Raw genomic sequence first — 16,859 nt, forward strand, 5'->3', positions numbered from 1 at the left:
TATGGCAATCCAGATCCTTTCTCCTCAATTAGCAAACCAAATAGCGGCTGGAGAGGTGGTCGAAAGACCCGCCTCTGTTGTGAAGGAATTAGTAGAAAATAGCCTTGATTCTGGTGCGACTCGTATCGACATCGAGATAGAGCGAGGGGGAGAAAAGCTGATCCGCATTCGGGATAATGGCTGCGGGATCAACAAGGATGAGTTGGTTCTTGCTTTAGCACGCCATGCTACCAGTAAAATTGCGACATTGGATGATCTCGAAGCCATCATGAGCATGGGCTTTCGTGGCGAAGCCCTTGCCAGTATTAGCTCAGTTTCTCGACTGACATTAACCTCCAAGCCTGCGGAACAGAGTGAAGCATGGCAATCTTATGCAGAAGGTCGTGACATGCAAGTGACGGTGAAACCTGCCGCACACCCTAATGGCACGACGGTAGAAGTGCTTGATCTCTTTTACAATACACCTGCTCGTCGCAAATTTATGCGCACAGAAAAAACGGAGTTTGGGCATATTGATGAGGTTGTACGGCGCATTGCGCTTTCCCGCCCTGATGTTGCGATGAATCTGTCTCATAACGGTAAGTTGGTGAAACAATACCGCGCTGCGCAAGATGCTAACCAGCAAGAGCGTCGTTTAGGGACCATTTGTGGGACCGGGTTTATGCAAGGCGCACTTTCACTTTCTTGGGAGCACAGTGATTTAGGCATCAAAGGATGGGTCGTTGCTCCTTCAGCGTCCCCGTCAGGCATCAATGATATTCAATATTGCTATGTGAATGGCCGCATGATGCGCGATAAGCTGATCAACCATGCTATTCGTCAAGCTTATGAAGGGCATTTAGAGGATAATCAGCAACCTGCCTATGTGCTGTACTTGACGATTGACCCCAAACAAGTTGATGTCAACGTTCATCCTGCCAAGCATGAAGTACGCTTTCATCAAGCCAGACTCGTACACGATTTTATCTACCAAGCGGTACGAACCGTATTGCTCAATGCACTTACTGAGAGTGAACTTCCCGGAGTTGAGTCTGTGACCGTTGAAGTTGAAAATCGAGCATCAGCGGGAGATAACTATTTTGCTTCTCCAGCGGCAACGACAACACAAAAACCGCAGCAATCTCAACATGTTCATACTCAAGAATCTCAAGTTTCTTACGGCGATAAAAACAGTGGGGCGATGATAGGCAAAAACCGTTCTTTTTCTTCGGGCAATATAGGAACATATAACCCTGCACCAAGTTATGAACGTAACACCGGAGAGCTGTATCAGCGCTTAATGTCCATTCCGGTTGAACCTGAAGATAAAAAACCGTTATTTCCAGAAAGAAAACCATTGAATGTCAGCCCAGTAGAACACCAGTTTGTAGCGAAAAGTGCGGATGACTATCAATTCGGTAAAGTATTGACAATTTACGCAAAAAACTTTGCATTAATTGAGTCTTCATTAGGGATAATCCTGTTATCCTTAAATGAAGCGAACTACTTATTAAAGTTGGCTCAGTTGATGCCAGAAAATGGCGGATTAAAGCCTCAGCCGTTGTTAATCCCCTTAAAATTGTCACTAAAAAGTGACGAAATAGAGGTTTTTCAGCGTTATAAGGAACAATTGACACTATTTGGTATCGATGCTTCGATATTTCATGGAAAAGTGACTATTCATACGGTATCGTTACCGTTAAGAACGCAAAATTTATCGCAGCTTTTTTCTGATTTAATTGTGTTTTTGTCGACAAAAGAAAGCATTCCAAATGAAAGTATCGCACAATGGCTCGCAAGTGCGATTTCACAGGCAAAAACCGAAGAAAGTTGGAGTTTAGCTCAGGCAGTTCAACTGCTGGCTGATGTTGAGCGGATTTGTCCGCAGTGGGTAAAAAATCCACCGCCAACATTATTACAATTAATTAATTTACAACCTGTGGTAGCTACACTAACAAATGAGTGATTTAGTAACTCAAAAAAGACCCAATGCCATTTTCTTAATGGGGCCAACGGCTTCAGGCAAAACGGCATTAGCCATCGAATTACGCAAGCATTTGCCTGTGGAGATTATCAGTGTCGATTCGGCACTGATTTATCGAGGAATGGATATTGGCACGGCGAAGCCTAATAAAGAAGAACTTAGCCAAGCTCCGCATCGTTTAATTGATATTCTTGATCCTTCGCAGCCTTATTCTGCGGCAGATTTTCGTCGTGACGCATTAAATGTAATGGATGAAATTACGTCTCAAGGTAAAATTCCATTATTAGTTGGCGGAACAATGCTTTATTTTAAAGCTTTATTAGAAGGTTTATCGCCGCTGCCCTCTGCTTCACCAGAGGTTCGTGAGACAATCGAACAAATAGCACAAGAACACGGTTGGGCTGAAGTACATCGTCGTTTAGCGGACGTTGATCCTGTTTCTGCGGCACGTATCCATCCTAATGATCCACAAAGATTATCCCGAGCTTTAGAGGTATATCTCATTTCGGGACAAAGTTTGACTGAAATGACTCAAACAGCGGGCACGGAATTGCCTTATAATGTGTTTCAGTTTGCTATTGAGCCACAAGATCGTAAAATTTTACATGAGCGTATCGAACAGCGTTTTCGTTTAATGCTAGATGCAGGGTTTGAAGACGAAGTTAAAGCGCTATACCAACGGGGTGATCTTCACGTTGATTTACCTTCCATTCGTTGTGTAGGTTATCGCCAAATGTGGTCTTATCTTGATGGTGAAATAGATTATGATGAAATGGTTTATCGAGGGATTTGCGCGACGCGCCAATTGGCTAAACGGCAGATCACTTGGTTGAGAAGCTGGGATAATGTTCATCGGTTAGATAGTGAGCAACCTCAGCAAGCGCTTGACACCGTTATACAGGTTATTAGTGCATAGGGCTATTCTTTGTGTACAATTAAAGCGTTAAGCGTAATTTTTGAGTAGTAATTTTTAGGAATCGTAAGATTCTCATTTTAAAAACAACAAAATAAGGAAAACATAGAATGGCTAAGGGGCAATCTTTGCAAGATCCGTTCCTGAACGCATTACGTCGTGAAAGGGTTCCGGTCTCTATTTATCTCGTTAATGGTATTAAATTGCAGGGTCAAATCGAATCTTTTGACCAATTTGTTATTTTGCTGAAAAACACAGTGAGTCAGATGGTTTATAAACATGCTATCTCTACTGTTGTTCCAGCACGCCCTGTTTCTCATCATAGCGGTACTGGTACTGCTGGCGCAGGCAATGGCAACTACCACGGTGGTGCTTCTGCTGGGCAAGATGGCGAATCAGCTGAGTAAGACTGTACGCTAAAAACAAGGAAAGCATGGGTAGGGAGACTATACCTATGTCTTTCCTTTGCAATTATTGTTTAGCCTAAAGAGGTTGCACCTTGTTTGATAGGTATGAAGGCGGTGAACTAGCTGTACTTGTTCATGTTTTTTTTGATCAAGAAAAAGACGTGGATAATTTGGCAGAATTTGAGTCCCTAGTGACTTCTGCAGGGGTAAAACCTGTACAAATAGTGACTGGCAGCCGTAAGGCTCCCCACCCAAAATACTTCGTTGGGGAAGGGAAAGCTGAAGAAATCGCTGAAGCTGTTGAAGCAAGTGGCGCGGATGTGGTGTTATTTAACCATACTCTTAGCCCTGCCCAAGAACGTAATCTCGAACGGGGTTGCCAATGTAAGGTCGTGGATCGTACAGGGGTAATTTTAGATATATTTGCACAACGTGCGCGTACGCATGAAGGTAAACTTCAAGTTGAATTAGCTCAATTACGGCATTTATCCACTCGTTTAGTAAGAGGATGGACGCACCTTGAGCGACAAAAAGGCGGGATTGGCTTACGCGGTCCTGGTGAAACTCAGCTTGAAACCGACCGTCGTTTATTAAGGGATAAAATCAAACAGATCTTATCTCGTTTAGGGCGTGTCGAAAAACAGCGTGAACAAGGTCGTCAATCAAGAAGCAAAGCGGATATCCCGACCGTTTCTTTGGTTGGTTACACTAACGCAGGAAAATCCAGTTTATTTAACCGGATGACGTCAGCGGATGTTTATGCTGCAGACCAACTATTCGCTACGCTAGATCCAACGTTACGTCGTATTGATGTTGATGATGTTGGAACGGTTGTTTTAGCGGATACAGTGGGTTTTATTCGTCATCTTCCACATGACTTGGTTGCCGCTTTTAAAGCGACTCTGCAGGAAACCCGTGAAGCGAATTTATTGCTCCATGTGATTGATGCAGTTGATGTTCGTCTAGATGAAAACATCCAAGCAGTTAACAGTGTATTGGAAGAAATAGACGCGAATGAAATTCCAACACTTTTAGTGATGAACAAAGTTGATATGCTCGACGATTTTGTCCCGCGTATTGACAGAGATGAGGATAACAAGCCAGTTCGTGTCTGGGTTTCAGCGCAAACAGGCGAAGGTATCCCTTTGTTGCTCCAAGCATTAACGGAACGTCTTTCAGGTGAGATCGCACATGTTGAATTGCGTTTACCACCGAATGAAGGTCGCTTACGGAGCCGTTTTTATCAACTTCAATCCATCGAACGTGAATGGCAAGAAGAAGACGGCACTATTGGACTTGAGGTGCGTATGCCAATGGTGGATTGGCGACGTTTATGCAAACAAGAGCAGCAATTACCTAACTATGTTGTTTAAAGATGAGGTTAAAACAGCCGATTGGTTGAATTAACCGCAACACAGTTAGGCAATGGAATTGATATTAAGAGCCCAATATCCTCAGTGTGATTCAAGACGCCAATTGGTGAAATGAACGATGAGAAATATCGCTCTTAGCCCTAAAAATCAATCATAAAGAATGGAGCTAAAACATGGCGTGGAATCAGCCCGGTAATGACGGACAAGACCGCGATCCGTGGGGAAGCGGCAATAAAGGCAGCAACTCTGGCGGGAACAAAGGTGGTCGGAAACCTGGGGCTTATGATCTCGACGATCTCTTTCGTAAAATAGGCAGCAAGCTTGGCGGCGGCGGGAATAAAGGTGGTGGTGAAGGCAATAATAAACAGTCATCACCAATCAGCGGCCGTTTAGGTATTTTAGCACTTGCAGCGGTTGTCGTGGTATGGGCCGGTTCTGGCTTCTATACCATCAAAGAGAGTGACCGTGGCGTAGTATTACGTTTTGGTGAATATAGTGGCATCGTCGGACCAGGTCTGAACTGGAAACCAACGTTTATCGACCAAGTTATTCCTGTGAACGTTGAAACTGTTCGTGAGCAAGCAACTAACGGCATGATGCTAACGTCTGATGAAAACGTGATTCGCGTTGAAATGAACGTTCAGTACCGTGTGACTGACCCAGCTCAATACTTGTTCAGTGTGACGAACCCTGACAACAGCCTGCGCCAAGCGTTAGATAGTGCTGTGCGTGGTGTTATTGGTCAATCTGCCATGGAGCAAGTATTGACTACGAATCGAGCCTTTATCCGTGATGTGACACAGAAAGAGCTTGAAGCGACAATTGCACCATACAAAATGGGTATTACTCTGCTGGACGTCAACTTCCAAGCGGCTCGTCCGCCAGAAGATGTAAAAGCGGCATTTGATGATGTAATCTCCGCAAGGGAAGAAGAACAAAAAACGATTCGTGAAGCGCATGCCTATCGAAACGAAGTTCTACCTCTCGCGAAAGGTAACGCACAGCGTATGATCGAAGAAGCTGAAGCTTATAAGGCGAGCGTCGTCTTTAAAGCCGAGGGTGAGGTCGCAAGCTTTGCGAAAATGTTACCTGAATATCGTGCAGCACCTGAAATTACCCGTGAACGTCTGTACATCGAAACGATGGAACGCGTATTAGGTAATACACGTAAAGTCATTGCGAACGATAAGAGTAACAGCATGTTAGTGCTGCCACTGGACCAGATCATGCGTGGAACCAATGGTAACGTCGCACCTGCGTCAAAATCGAATCCATCATCGGCAAGAATGACGAACTCCAATAATGGTTCATCATCCGTGGGTTCAGCACCTGCACAGCCAAACAGCCCTGTGCGTGGTGATGCAGTTAGAGTAGGGAGACAATAATCATGCGTAAGTCGTTTATTTTTATAGTGATTGCTGTTTTGGCAGTTGCCTACGCATCAATCTTTATTGTTCCACAAACTGAGCGTGGCATCGTTTTACGCTTTGGTAAAGTTCTGCGTGATTCTGAAAACAAACCGATCGTTTATGAGCCGGGTCTGCATTTCAAAGTTCCATTTATTGAAACTGTGAAAATGTTAGATGCACGTATTCAGACATTAGAAATCCAAGCTGACCGTTACCTGACAAGTGAAAACAAAGACTTAATGGTAGATTCATACCTGAAATGGCGTGTCACTGACTTTAGCCGTTACTATGTAGCGACTGGTGGTGGTAACCCATTCCAAGCAGAAACCCTGTTGAAACGTAAGTTCAGTGACCGTTTACGTTCTGAGTTTGGTCGTTTAAGTGTTAAAGACATCATCACTGATTCTCGTGGTCGTTTAACGGTTGATGTTCGTGATGCACTGAACAAAGGTACGGCAACCGACGAAGCGACTAAAGAAGCAGATGCAGCGATTGCAGATGCTGCGGCGCGCGTTGAAAAAGAGACTAACCTGAAGCCACTGGTTGTGAATGCGAACAGTATGGCGGCGTTAGGTATCGAAGTTGTCGACGTACGTATCAAGCGTATTGAATTACCAAATGAAGTTTCTGAAGCCATCTATGCACGTATGCGTGCAGAGCGTGAAGCGGTAGCACGTCAGCATCGTTCACAAGGTCAAGAAGAAGCAACTAAAATTCGTGCGGTAGCGGATAAGACGGTAACAGAGACACTGGCAGAATCAGAGCGTACTGCACTGACCCTGCGAGGTGAAGGTGATGCAATGGCGACAAAACTGTTTGCTGATGCATTCAACCAAGATCCTGAGTTCTATGCGTTCATTCGTAGCCTGCGTGCTTATGAGCAAAGCTTCAAAAGTGGTGATGACGTGATGGTGCTTAGCCCAGACACTGACTTCTTCCGCTTTATGAAAGCACCGACTAAGCTACGTGCAACGGATTAAATGATAAACAACTTAAGTTACGTGCAACGAACTTAAATTACTGTTAATCTAATAAAGAAAAGCCCGCTTCGGTGGGCTTTTTTTCGCCTGTCGTTTTAAGTTGCGGATTTTTCAGGGAAAATTTTAGCTGCTCAGGTTGAGGCAATTCACTTTGAGTCTACGACAGAAATAAAACTACCATTTTACTTGCTTTCTAGAAAAAAATTTTTGTAATGCCAAAATATCACTGGAACAGTTCATTTTTGATGGTAGAATTCATTTTTAAGCAACCGAGTGTATTTCGAAATGGGTAAGAACGTTGTCGTACTGGGCACCCAATGGGGTGACGAAGGGAAGGGCAAGATCGTTGACTTGCTGACAGAGCGTGCTAAATATGTAGTTCGCTATCAGGGCGGCCATAATGCTGGCCATACTCTTGTTGTAAACGGTGAAAAAACCGTTCTCCACTTAATTCCATCCGGTATTCTTCGTGAAAATGTCATCAGCATTATTGCTAATGGTGTTGTTCTTGCGCCTGATGCTTTAATGAAAGAGATGAAAGAACTGGAAGATCGCGGTGTTCCTGTTCGTGAGCGTTTACGTATCTCTGAAGCATGCCCTCTGATCCTGCCTTACCACATCGCATTAGATAATGCGCGTGAAAAAGCGCGTGGCGCAAAAGCGATTGGTACAACGGGTCGTGGTATCGGTCCTGCATACGAAGATAAAGTTGCTCGTCGTGGTCTGCGTGTTGGCGACTTATTCGATAAAGCAACCTTCGCTGTAAAATTAAAAGAAATCATCGATTACCATAACTTCCAACTGGTTAACTATTACAAAGAACCTGCGGTTGATTACCAGCAAACATTAGATTACATCATGTCTGTTGCTGATCTGCTGACTAGCATGGTAATTGATGTTTCTGATTTGCTCTATAAAGCACATCAGAAGAATGAATTAGTGATGTTTGAAGGTGCGCAAGGTACGCTGCTGGATATCGACCACGGTACTTATCCGTATGTAACTTCTTCAAACACAACGGCTGGTGGTGTTGCGACGGGTTCAGGCTTAGGTCCACGTTATGTGAACTATGTACTGGGTATCATCAAGGCTTACTCAACGCGTGTTGGTGCGGGTCCATTCCCAACTGAGCTGTTCGATGAAACTGGTGAGTTCCTGCGTGAGAAAGGTCAAGAATTCGGTGCAACTACTGGTCGTAAGCGTCGTACTGGTTGGTTAGACATCGTGGCTATCAACCGCGCGGTACAAATTAACTCTCTGTCAGGTTTCTGCTTAACTAAGCTGGATGTTTTAGACGGCTTAAAAGAAGTGAAAATCTGCGTAGGTTACCGTCGTAAAGATGGTACGGTGTTAGAAACTACACCTTTAGCAGCTGATGAGTGGGAAGGCTTAGAGCCAGTGTATGAAACTATGCCTGGTTGGAGCGAAACGACTTTTGGTGTTAAAGAAAGAGCGTTATTGCCACAAGCGGCTTTAGATTACATCAAACGTATTGAAGAACTGACGGGTATCCCAGTTGATATTATTTCAACGGGCCCAGACCGTTCAGAAACAATGATCCTGCGTGATCCGTTTGACGTTGAGTAATCACATGAACAGCGCTCACTAGGGCGCTGTTTTTTTAGCATTCCATGTTTCCTTCCGATAAATTCCCTTTTGATAAAACGCTAAAATTTCCACATAATACCTATAAAGTTGAACATTCTGTGCCATTGTAAGCATCTTTACGGGCAAGGATGGGCTAGACTGAAACTAAGGCGATATACTGTAGAAAATCGTTAAAAATGTACTTTATATGGTAGCCAGAAAACAAATATAACGAAAATGGCAGATAAGTATTTCACAACATATTTGTAGCGCCAAAAATTTTGAGGTGATTGTGCAGCTGACAAGTTTTACTGACTATGGGTTACGTGCCCTAATCTATTTAGCCGCCCTAGAAAAAGGGCAGATGACGAGTATAACTCAAGTTACTGAGGTATATGGGGTTTCTCGTAATCACATGGTTAAAATTATTAATCAGCTGAGTCACCTTGGCTATGTTAAAGCTACCCGTGGTAAAAATGGCGGGATCGCGCTAGGTCAACCGGCAGAATCTATTCGTATCGGTGATGTGGTCCGTGCATTAGAACCACTCACTCTAGTCAATTGTAGTGGAGAATTTTGTCATATTACGCCAGCTTGTCGCCTTAAAGGCGCTCTGCAAAAGGCAATACAACAATTTTTACAAGAACTAGATCAATATACGCTAGCGGATATGGTGAAAGACAATAGCCCGCTGTACCAATTATTGCTCGATTAATGTCTCAGTCATTTATCACTCTGATGACAATGGAGGTAACAATGTCAAACGATCCTTTTCAGGAAAGAGAAGCAGAAAAATATGAATCCCCAATTCCAAGTCGAGAGTTTATTTTAGATCTTTTATCTAAGCGAACAGCTCCCGCAAATCGTGAAGAAATTGCACAGCTACTCAATCTCTCTACCGAAGATGAATTGGAAGCATTACGTCGTCGCTTACGCGCGATGGAACGTGATGGTCAGTTAGTTTTCACTCGTCGTAAGTGTTATGCACTGCCAGAACGCCTTGACCTACTCAAAGGTAAAGTTATTGGCCACCGTGATGGTTATGGTTTCTTACGTGTTGAAGGCAAAAAAGAAGATTATTATTTATCTCAAGACGAGATGAAACGCGCCTTACATGGCGACGTTATTTTAGCCCAGCCTTATGGGCAAGACCGTAAAGGTCGTACCGAAGTGCGTGTGGTGCGTGTATTAGAACCGCGTAATAACCAAATTGTAGGTCGCTATTTTATTGAAGCTGGTATGGGGTTTGTCGTCCCTGATGATAGCCGTCTGAGCTTTGATATTTTGATTCCGAAAGACCAAACTTGCGGAGCCCGTATGGGGAACGTGGTTGTGGTTGAATTGGTGTCGAGACCGCAACGCCGTTCTCAAGCTGTTGGTAATGTGATTGAAGTCCTCGGAGAAACCATGGGGACGGGTATGGCGGTGGAAATCGCCTTGCGCACGCATGAAATTCCTCACTCTTGGCCACCACAAGTTGAAAAACAGGTTGCGGATTTCAGCGAGACAGTCCCCGAGTCCGCGAAAAAAGGGCGTGTGGATCTGCGCGATTTGCCATTAGTGACTATCGATGGCGAAGACGCTCGTGACTTTGATGATGCCGTGTACTGCGCACCGAAAAAAGGTGGTGGCTGGCGCTTATGGGTAGCGATTGCGGATGTGAGTTATTATGTACGCCCACAAACAGCCTTGGATACGGAAGCTCGTAGCCGTGGTAACTCCGTTTACTTCCCATCCCAAGTTGTTCCGATGTTACCGGAAGTCCTGTCTAACGGATTATGCTCGCTGAACCCAGACGTTGATCGCCTCTGTATGGTGTGCGAAATGACTGTATCAGCATCAGGAAAATTGTCGTCGTACAAATTCTATGAAGCCGTTATGAGCTCCCATGCGCGTTTAACTTACACAAAAGTATGGAAAATACTGCAAGGGGACGAAGAGTTACGCGAGCACTATAAAGCGTTGGTTCCGCATATTGAGCATTTGCACCAATTATACAAAGCCTTAGATGCGGCACGTATTGAGCGTGGTGCTATCTCATTTGAGTCTGAGGAAGCTAAGTTTATCTTCAACGCCGAGCGTCGCATTGAGCGTATTGAGCCAGTTGAGCGTAATGATGCACATAAATTAATTGAAGAGTGCATGATTTTAGCGAATATTGCAGCGGCGCGCTTTGTTGAGAAGAATGAAGAACCTGCATTATACCGAGTGCATGATCGTCCGAAAGAAGAAAGCGTCATGAACTTACGTTCTGTCTTCAGCGAGTTAGGTTTAACATTACCTGGCGGGATGAAGCCTGAACCAAAAGATTATGCTCAAGTGATGAACGAAGTGGCTGAGCGTCCTGATCATGAACTGTTACAGACCATGATTTTACGTTCAATGAAACAAGCGATTTATGATCCAGAAAACCGCGGTCACTTTGGTTTAGGTCTGAAATCCTATGCGCACTTTACCTCGCCAATCCGTCGTTATCCTGACTTAACTTTGCACCGTGGTATTAAATACTTACTGGCAAAAGAGCATGGTCATGGCGATAAGCGCTGGACAGAAACGGGGGGATGGCATTCCGATATGGACAGTATGCTCCAATTAGGTGAGCACTGTTCAATGACCGAGCGCCGTGCAGATGAAGCTACCCGTGATGTGGCAGATTGGTTAAAATGTGACTTTATGCAAGACCAAGTGGGTCAAGTATTTACGGGCTTGATCACGAGCGTTACTGGTTTTGGTTTCTTTGTTCGTTTAAATGACCTGTTTATTGATGGTTTAGTGCATATTTCTACCCTCGATAACGATTATTACCGTTACGATGCGGTTGGACAGCGCTTAATTGGTGAGTCTTCTAATACAACCTATCGCCTTGGTGATGAAGTTGAAATCCGCGTAGAAGCAGTTCACATGGATGAGCGCACGATTGATTTCGCGTTAATCTCAACGACGCGCAAAGCAAAAAATCCGGGTAAAACCACCCGTGATAAGATGAAGAAAGAAGTTAAAAATGCGACACGTTCCGCTCGTCGGAAAGGGGATGTGAGCAAAGAGAAAAACTTCGAACCAGATTCTGCATTTCGTCGTTCAGAGAAGAAAGGCAAAAAAGACGCAAAGCCTGAAGGAAATGGAAAAGGCAACGGAAACGGTAAAGCTAAAAGCAAAAAGCCGTCAGATAAAACCAAAAAAATCAGTGCCAAGTTAAAAGCAAAACGCGTGGCTAAAAAATCCCAAAAACAAGAGGGATAAGCGCGTTTCATGATAAAAGGTGGCGGTGATCGTCACCTTTTGATTTTCAACCAATTTAATGTTCTCAACCTAAAAGATATTTATGAGCGAAATTATTTATGGCATTCACGCCGTGAAAGCCCTGCTTGAGCGTTCTCCGCAACGTATTAAAGAAGTCTATATTTTAAAAGGTCGTGAAGACCGCCGCCTGATGCCTATCGTTCATGAAATCGAAGCGTTGGGAATTGTGGTGCAAGTAGCAAATCGCCAATGGATGGACGCACAAACAGAAGGTGCGGTTCACCAAGGGATCATTGCGAAGGTGTTACCGGGAAAACAGTATCAGGAAGGGGATCTCCCAGATTTACTGGAAAGCACCGAATCGCCATTTTTGCTGATCCTCGATGGTGTTACTGATCCCCATAATCTGGGCGCATGTTTACGTAGTGCAGACGCTGCGGGCGTTCATGCAGTGATTGTCCCGAAAGACAAATCTGCTCAGCTGAATGCGACTGCAAAGAAAGTGGCGTGTGGCGCAGCGGAAAATGTTCCGTTGATCCGCGTAACTAACTTGGCAAGAACTTTGCGTTTGTTGCAAGAATATAACGTGTGGATTGTGGGTACTGCTGGTGAAGCTGACCATAACTTGTATCAAAGTAAACTGACGGGTTCAGTTGCGTTAGTGATGGGCGCTGAAGGGGAAGGCATGCGTCGCTTAACCCGTGAGCATTGCGATGAGTTAATCAGCATTCCAATGGCGGGTTCAGTATCCTCCCTGAACGTTTCGGTGGCAACGGGCGTGTGCCTGTTTGAAGCCGTGCGTCAACGCATCACAAAATAATTTTTGCTTAATTTGTCCCCATCTCTTGAGTTTTTTATCTGGGATGGGTATAGTTACGCGTCAATTTTTTAGCCGCACTCAACAAGTTCCTTGCCTCCGCGGGCCGCGGTTAACCCAGACAGGAGGCTAATAATCCGTAAGGAGCAACTACTAATGCGTCATTACGAAATCGTTTTTATGGTCCATCCTGACCAAAGCGAACAGGTTCCGGGCATGATCGAGCGTTACAGTGCTGTTATCACTAACGCACAAGGTCAGATTCACCGTCTGGAAGACTGGGGCCGTCGTCAACTGGCTTACCCAATCAACAAACTGCACAAAGCTCACTATGTTCTGCTGAACGTAGAAGCTCCACAGGAAGCGATTGATGAGCTGGAAACTAACTTCCGCTTCAACGATGCCGTTATCCGCAGCATGGTTATGCGCTTAAAACACGCAGTAACAGAAGCTTCTCCAATGGTCAAAGCCAAAGACGAACGTCGTGGCCGTGACATGTCTGATGATTATCAAGACGAAGAAGCAGAAGAAACTGGGGATTCTGAAGAGTAATTGCTCAGGTGATCACTAATCGTCTGGTGCTGACAGGCACAGTCTGTAAAGCGCTGATTCGAAAAGTGAGTCCGTCCGGCATTCCTCATTGCCAGTTTGTTTTAGAACATCGTTCTGGACAACAGGAAGCAGGAATGTCACGGCAAGCATGGTGCAGAATGCCCGTCATTGCCAGCGGACAAACCTTACAAACCCATACTCACAGTATAACGGTCGGCAGTCTGATTACTGTTACAGGTTTCATTAGTACCCATCAGGGACGTAATGGAATCAGTAAATTAGTCTTACATGCCGAGCAGATTGATTTGATAGATTCTGGAGACTAGCCATATGGCACGTTATTTCCGTCGTCGCAAGTTCTGCCGTTTCACAGCGGAAGGCGTTCAAGAGATCGACTATAAAGATATCGCAACGCTGAAAAACTATATCACTGAAAGTGGTAAAATTGTACCAAGCCGTATCACCGGTACTCGTGCAAAATATCAACGCCAGCTCGCTCGTGCTATCAAGCGCGCTCGCTACCTGTCTCTGTTACCATACACTGATCGTCATCAGTAATTGGTACAGTCCATTAACGACTAATAGAGGATAAGGTAATGCAAGTTATTCTGCTTGATAAAGTAGCTAACCTAGGTAGCCTGGGTGACCAAGTTAACGTTAAATCGGGCTACGCTCGTAACTTCTTAGTACCACAGGGCAAAGCTGTTCCTGCGACTAAGAAAAACGTTGAATTCTTTGAAGCTCGCCGCGCTGAACTGGAAGCTAAATTAGCTGACGTTCTGGCAGCAGCACAGGCTCGTGCAGCAGCTATTACTGCTCTGGGTTCTGTTACTCTGGCTTCTAAAGCTGGTGACGAAGGTAAACTGTTCGGTTCAATCGGTACTCGTGACATCGCTGACGCAATCACTGCGGCTGGCGTTAAAGTTGCGAAAAGCGAAGTTCGCCTGCCAAACGGCGTTCTGCGTACTACTGGTGACCACGAAGTTCACTTCCAGTTACACAGCGATGTGTTCGCAGAGCTGAACGTTATCATCGTTGCTGAGTAATCAATAATGATGATAGTTGCCATCGTTAATTCGGTGGCACAAAAAAACACCGGTAATCCGGTGTTTTTTTATATCTAGAATTTGAAGAACTTACTGATTTACCGAACACTGATAATCCAGTAACTCCCCCGTACTGCCTAAATTCAATTGCCAAACATCCATACGATTCGCTAATAATACCATCGAACCATCTTTCAGCTCTGTCACCGCCAGTCCATAGTTCCCCATGCTATCGTTGTGCGCTTGCACATACTCATTTAACTGCTTGAAAGGGCTTGTTTGCTTATCTAACTTTTTCGCCCAATATTCATGCCCTTCCAATTGCACAGGAAAAACATGCCACTCAGATTTAATCGCATCCGCATGTTGGTTAACTAGCTCAATAACCTGCGGTTTTAGACAAGCAATATGGATATGAAGTTGATCTTGGGAACGCCCATATTGTGAATTAATCGCTAAGGCGAGTTTATCATCGCTAATAGCGGGTTGACCCGCAGGGCTAACACTCTCACGCTCATTCCAAGCGAGCGTAAAATAATCAGGGCTATTGTCTTCAAGTAATAAAGGGGATTCGATACCACTGACTTTATCGGTTGGCAGTACCAAATTATGCACTGGACCTTTTTTATCTTTGAACAGAACATAGCGCTGGTCTAAATCAACCTTTAGACAAGATGGATTACGTTGTTCGGCGTTATCGATAGCAATACATTGTTGGTTAATGATATTCCACAGCCCATCGGCGTGGTATTTAATCCATGAAATGTAACCAATGACTCCAAGAAGGAGAAGTAAAATGATGGCGCCAATGATTTTTATCAGCTTTTTTTTGCAGGTATTGTTATTTTTCTGCATAGATTTTCCTGTTCTTTTCCCTGTTTAACCATTAAGTGTAATAAAGAACAGTGATTATACGTAGTTTATGGTGAGAGACGTCATCAAATAACGTCTCCATTGAATTTTTATTCTGAAAATAAAAGAAAAGTCGGCGTATTGTATAAAATTCCCGACGTTAAAAGATAAATTAAGGTGTTCGGTAGTAGCTTCCATCGCTTAAGCGCGTAAAACTGTACGTTTGACCATTGGCGGCGGTGATCTCCAACTGCTGAACTTCACCTTTTGTATTCGCTTTTAAACGAACCTTTTGCCCTTGTTGTAAGTTACTAAGGGGTTTCTCTGCACCTTCAACTTTTGCCATGATGAACGCATCATTTGCCTGCAAATTATTATCACGAAATAGCTGAGCTAAGGTTTTTCCTTTTTGAACGCGATAATTTTGCCATTCATTGGCAGAAGGTCGAGTTGCTGTTGGTTGTGAAGGCTGTGTTGCTGGCGGTGTAGTTGTCGGGGCTTGTTGTGTAGATTGAGCTGTTTCTGGCTGTTCTTGAATAATTTCAGGTTCACTGGGCAGTGATGGCGAATTATTGGTAGAGGTGGCTGTCGATTGCTCTGGTTGTGACAGAACCGTATCAGGTATTGGATTAGACTGTGAAGCTGGAGGAATCACAATAGGCTGGTTTGGTATGTTGCCATCCTTGTTGTGCACTGTATTAGGCTTATCGCTAGCTGGCCAAAAAATGGCAGCGATAATAATGAGCGCTAAAATTGCAATCCCATAACGATGAAAAGTGGATAGTCTCAGCATGACCCCTCCTATATTTGAGGAATAATAAATCACAGACGTTTTAACGCATACTAGCACTATTTATGAGTAACTTAACAAGTTAAAGGTTAATTTAGGAGAACACTGAATAATTTATGCAGTTTTATTCTTCTGTTATCGGGTTTAGGTTTACCCATAAGAGATGGGCTGTTATCCTTGGTTTTTCTCAAAAAATGAAATGGGTATTTTCATGGCAAACCAAAACTTTGATTCAGTAGAAGCTCAAGCGAGCTACGGCATTGGTCTACAAATTGGACAGCAGTTATTAGAATCAGGACTGGAAGGTTTAGTTCCAGACGCAATTTTAGCAGGTCTGACTGATTCTTTAGAAGGTAATATGCCTTCAGTGCCAGTCGAAGCACTGCACAAAGCATTGCGTGAGATGCACGAGCGTGCAGATGCGGTTCGCCAAGAGCGCCAAAAAGAGCTGGCAGTAGAAGGTCAAAAATTCTTAGATGAAAATCAAAAGAAAGATGGCGTATCAACCACTGAATCTGGTTTGCAATTCTCTGTGATCAACCAAGGTGAAGGTGCAATTCCTACACGTTCTGATCGTGTTCGCGTGCATTATACTGGTCGTTTAATTGACGGTACTGTATTTGATAGTTCCGTACAACGTGGTCAACCTGCAGAGTTCCCAGTGAGCGGTGTAATCCCTGGTTGGATTGAAGCACTGACTCTGATGCCTGTAGGATCTAAATGGGAATTATACATTCCTCATGAATTAGCTTACGGTGAGCGTGGTGCTGGTGCATCTATTCCTCCGTTCAGCACCCTCGTTTTTGAAGTTGAGTTACTGGAAATTTTATAATTTTCTGACCGACTTACAGAAAAGAATAATAGCCTCATGAGTTTGCTATTTTGGCATAGCTAATGAGGCTTTTTTATTAGCGTAAGTATTCAGCCCTT

17 protein-coding genes are annotated in these 16,859 nt (G+C 44.2%); 15 read left to right on the top strand and 2 right to left on the bottom strand.

Annotated elements, in window-relative coordinates; all coding sequences use genetic code 11:
- Position 1: 1 nt before the first annotated feature.
- The 14 genes from mutL to rplI all read left to right on the top strand — a co-directional run bounded on the left by mutL (position 2) and on the right by rplI (position 14,287).
- Positions 2–1,945, top strand: coding sequence for a DNA mismatch repair endonuclease MutL (gene mutL / locus PSF16_RS00750; RefSeq protein WP_272688619.1), 1,944 nt, complete (start codon positions 2–4; stop codon positions 1,943–1,945).
- Positions 1,938–2,879 (top strand): tRNA (adenosine(37)-N6)-dimethylallyltransferase MiaA, encoded by a 942-nt coding sequence (gene miaA, locus PSF16_RS00755; protein WP_006657969.1) that lies wholly within the window; start codon positions 1,938–1,940, stop codon positions 2,877–2,879. Before mutL ends, miaA begins: the two co-directional genes overlap by 8 nt.
- 107 nt (positions 2,880–2,986) lie before the next feature.
- Positions 2,987–3,283: an RNA chaperone Hfq gene (gene hfq / locus PSF16_RS00760; protein WP_006662385.1), complete on the top strand. Its 297-nt coding sequence runs from the start codon at positions 2,987–2,989 to the stop codon at positions 3,281–3,283.
- A 92-nt stretch (positions 3,284–3,375) separates the two neighbouring features.
- On the top strand, positions 3,376–4,656 hold the full coding sequence (hflX, locus tag PSF16_RS00765) for a ribosome rescue GTPase HflX (RefSeq protein ID WP_272688620.1): 1,281 nt from the start codon (positions 3,376–3,378) through the stop codon (positions 4,654–4,656).
- Between the two features lie 173 nt (positions 4,657–4,829).
- Positions 4,830–6,041, top strand: coding sequence for an FtsH protease activity modulator HflK (hflK, locus tag PSF16_RS00770; RefSeq protein ID WP_272688621.1), 1,212 nt, complete (start codon positions 4,830–4,832; stop codon positions 6,039–6,041).
- Positions 6,042–6,043: 2 nt separating this feature from the next.
- Positions 6,044–7,045 carry a protease modulator HflC gene (hflC, locus tag PSF16_RS00775; RefSeq protein ID WP_006657973.1) on the top strand — a complete coding sequence of 334 codons (1,002 nt, stop codon included), beginning with the start codon at positions 6,044–6,046 and terminating at the stop codon, positions 7,043–7,045.
- 285 nt (positions 7,046–7,330) lie between these two features.
- Complete coding sequence (locus PSF16_RS00780) at positions 7,331–8,632, top strand: adenylosuccinate synthase (protein ID WP_006657974.1); 1,302 nt, start codon at positions 7,331–7,333, stop codon at positions 8,630–8,632.
- 292 nt (positions 8,633–8,924) lie between these two features.
- The gene (nsrR, locus tag PSF16_RS00785) at positions 8,925–9,347 is read left to right on the top strand and encodes a nitric oxide-sensing transcriptional repressor NsrR (RefSeq protein WP_006662386.1); all 423 of its coding nucleotides are present in this window, start codon (positions 8,925–8,927) and stop codon (positions 9,345–9,347) included.
- 41 nt (positions 9,348–9,388) lie between these two features.
- The gene (gene rnr, locus PSF16_RS00790) at positions 9,389–11,872 is read left to right on the top strand and encodes a ribonuclease R (RefSeq protein WP_036963241.1); all 2,484 of its coding nucleotides are present in this window, start codon (positions 9,389–9,391) and stop codon (positions 11,870–11,872) included.
- 82 nt (positions 11,873–11,954) lie between these two features.
- Entirely contained in the window at positions 11,955–12,692 is a 738-nt protein-coding gene (gene rlmB, locus PSF16_RS00795; protein ID WP_036967678.1) for a 23S rRNA (guanosine(2251)-2'-O)-methyltransferase RlmB, read from the top strand.
- 153 nt (positions 12,693–12,845) lie between these two features.
- Entirely contained in the window at positions 12,846–13,241 is a 396-nt protein-coding gene (rpsF, locus tag PSF16_RS00800) for a 30S ribosomal protein S6 (RefSeq protein WP_006657979.1), read from the top strand.
- An 8-nt stretch (positions 13,242–13,249) separates the two neighbouring features.
- Positions 13,250–13,567 carry a primosomal replication protein N gene (gene priB, locus PSF16_RS00805; protein WP_006657980.1) on the top strand — a complete coding sequence of 106 codons (318 nt, stop codon included), beginning with the start codon at positions 13,250–13,252 and terminating at the stop codon, positions 13,565–13,567.
- Positions 13,568–13,571: 4 nt separating this feature from the next.
- Positions 13,572–13,799, top strand: coding sequence for a 30S ribosomal protein S18 (rpsR, locus tag PSF16_RS00810; protein WP_000135199.1), 228 nt, complete (start codon positions 13,572–13,574; stop codon positions 13,797–13,799).
- Between the two features lie 38 nt (positions 13,800–13,837).
- Entirely contained in the window at positions 13,838–14,287 is a 450-nt protein-coding gene (rplI, locus tag PSF16_RS00815; protein WP_006657981.1) for a 50S ribosomal protein L9, read from the top strand.
- Between the two features lie 90 nt (positions 14,288–14,377).
- Here the strand turns inward: rplI and PSF16_RS00820 are convergent, their stop codons facing one another.
- On the bottom strand, positions 14,378–15,142 hold the full coding sequence (locus PSF16_RS00820; RefSeq protein ID WP_154636293.1) for a CDP-diacylglycerol diphosphatase: 765 nt from the start codon (positions 15,140–15,142) through the stop codon (positions 14,378–14,380).
- A gap of 169 nt (positions 15,143–15,311) precedes the next feature.
- A complete protein-coding gene (locus PSF16_RS00825; RefSeq protein ID WP_272688622.1) occupies positions 15,312–15,932 on the bottom strand; it encodes a LysM-like peptidoglycan-binding domain-containing protein in 621 nt (206 codons plus the stop codon).
- 208 nt (positions 15,933–16,140) lie between these two features.
- Here PSF16_RS00825 and PSF16_RS00830 point away from each other — a divergent pair, with 208 nt between their 5' ends.
- Positions 16,141–16,761, top strand: coding sequence for a peptidylprolyl isomerase (locus PSF16_RS00830; protein ID WP_006662392.1), 621 nt, complete (start codon positions 16,141–16,143; stop codon positions 16,759–16,761).
- The last annotated feature ends 98 nt before the right edge of the window (positions 16,762–16,859 follow it).

This window comes from Providencia sp. PROV033, from assembly GCF_028484855.1.
GTDB lineage: Bacteria > Pseudomonadota > Gammaproteobacteria > Enterobacterales > Enterobacteriaceae > Providencia > Providencia alcalifaciens.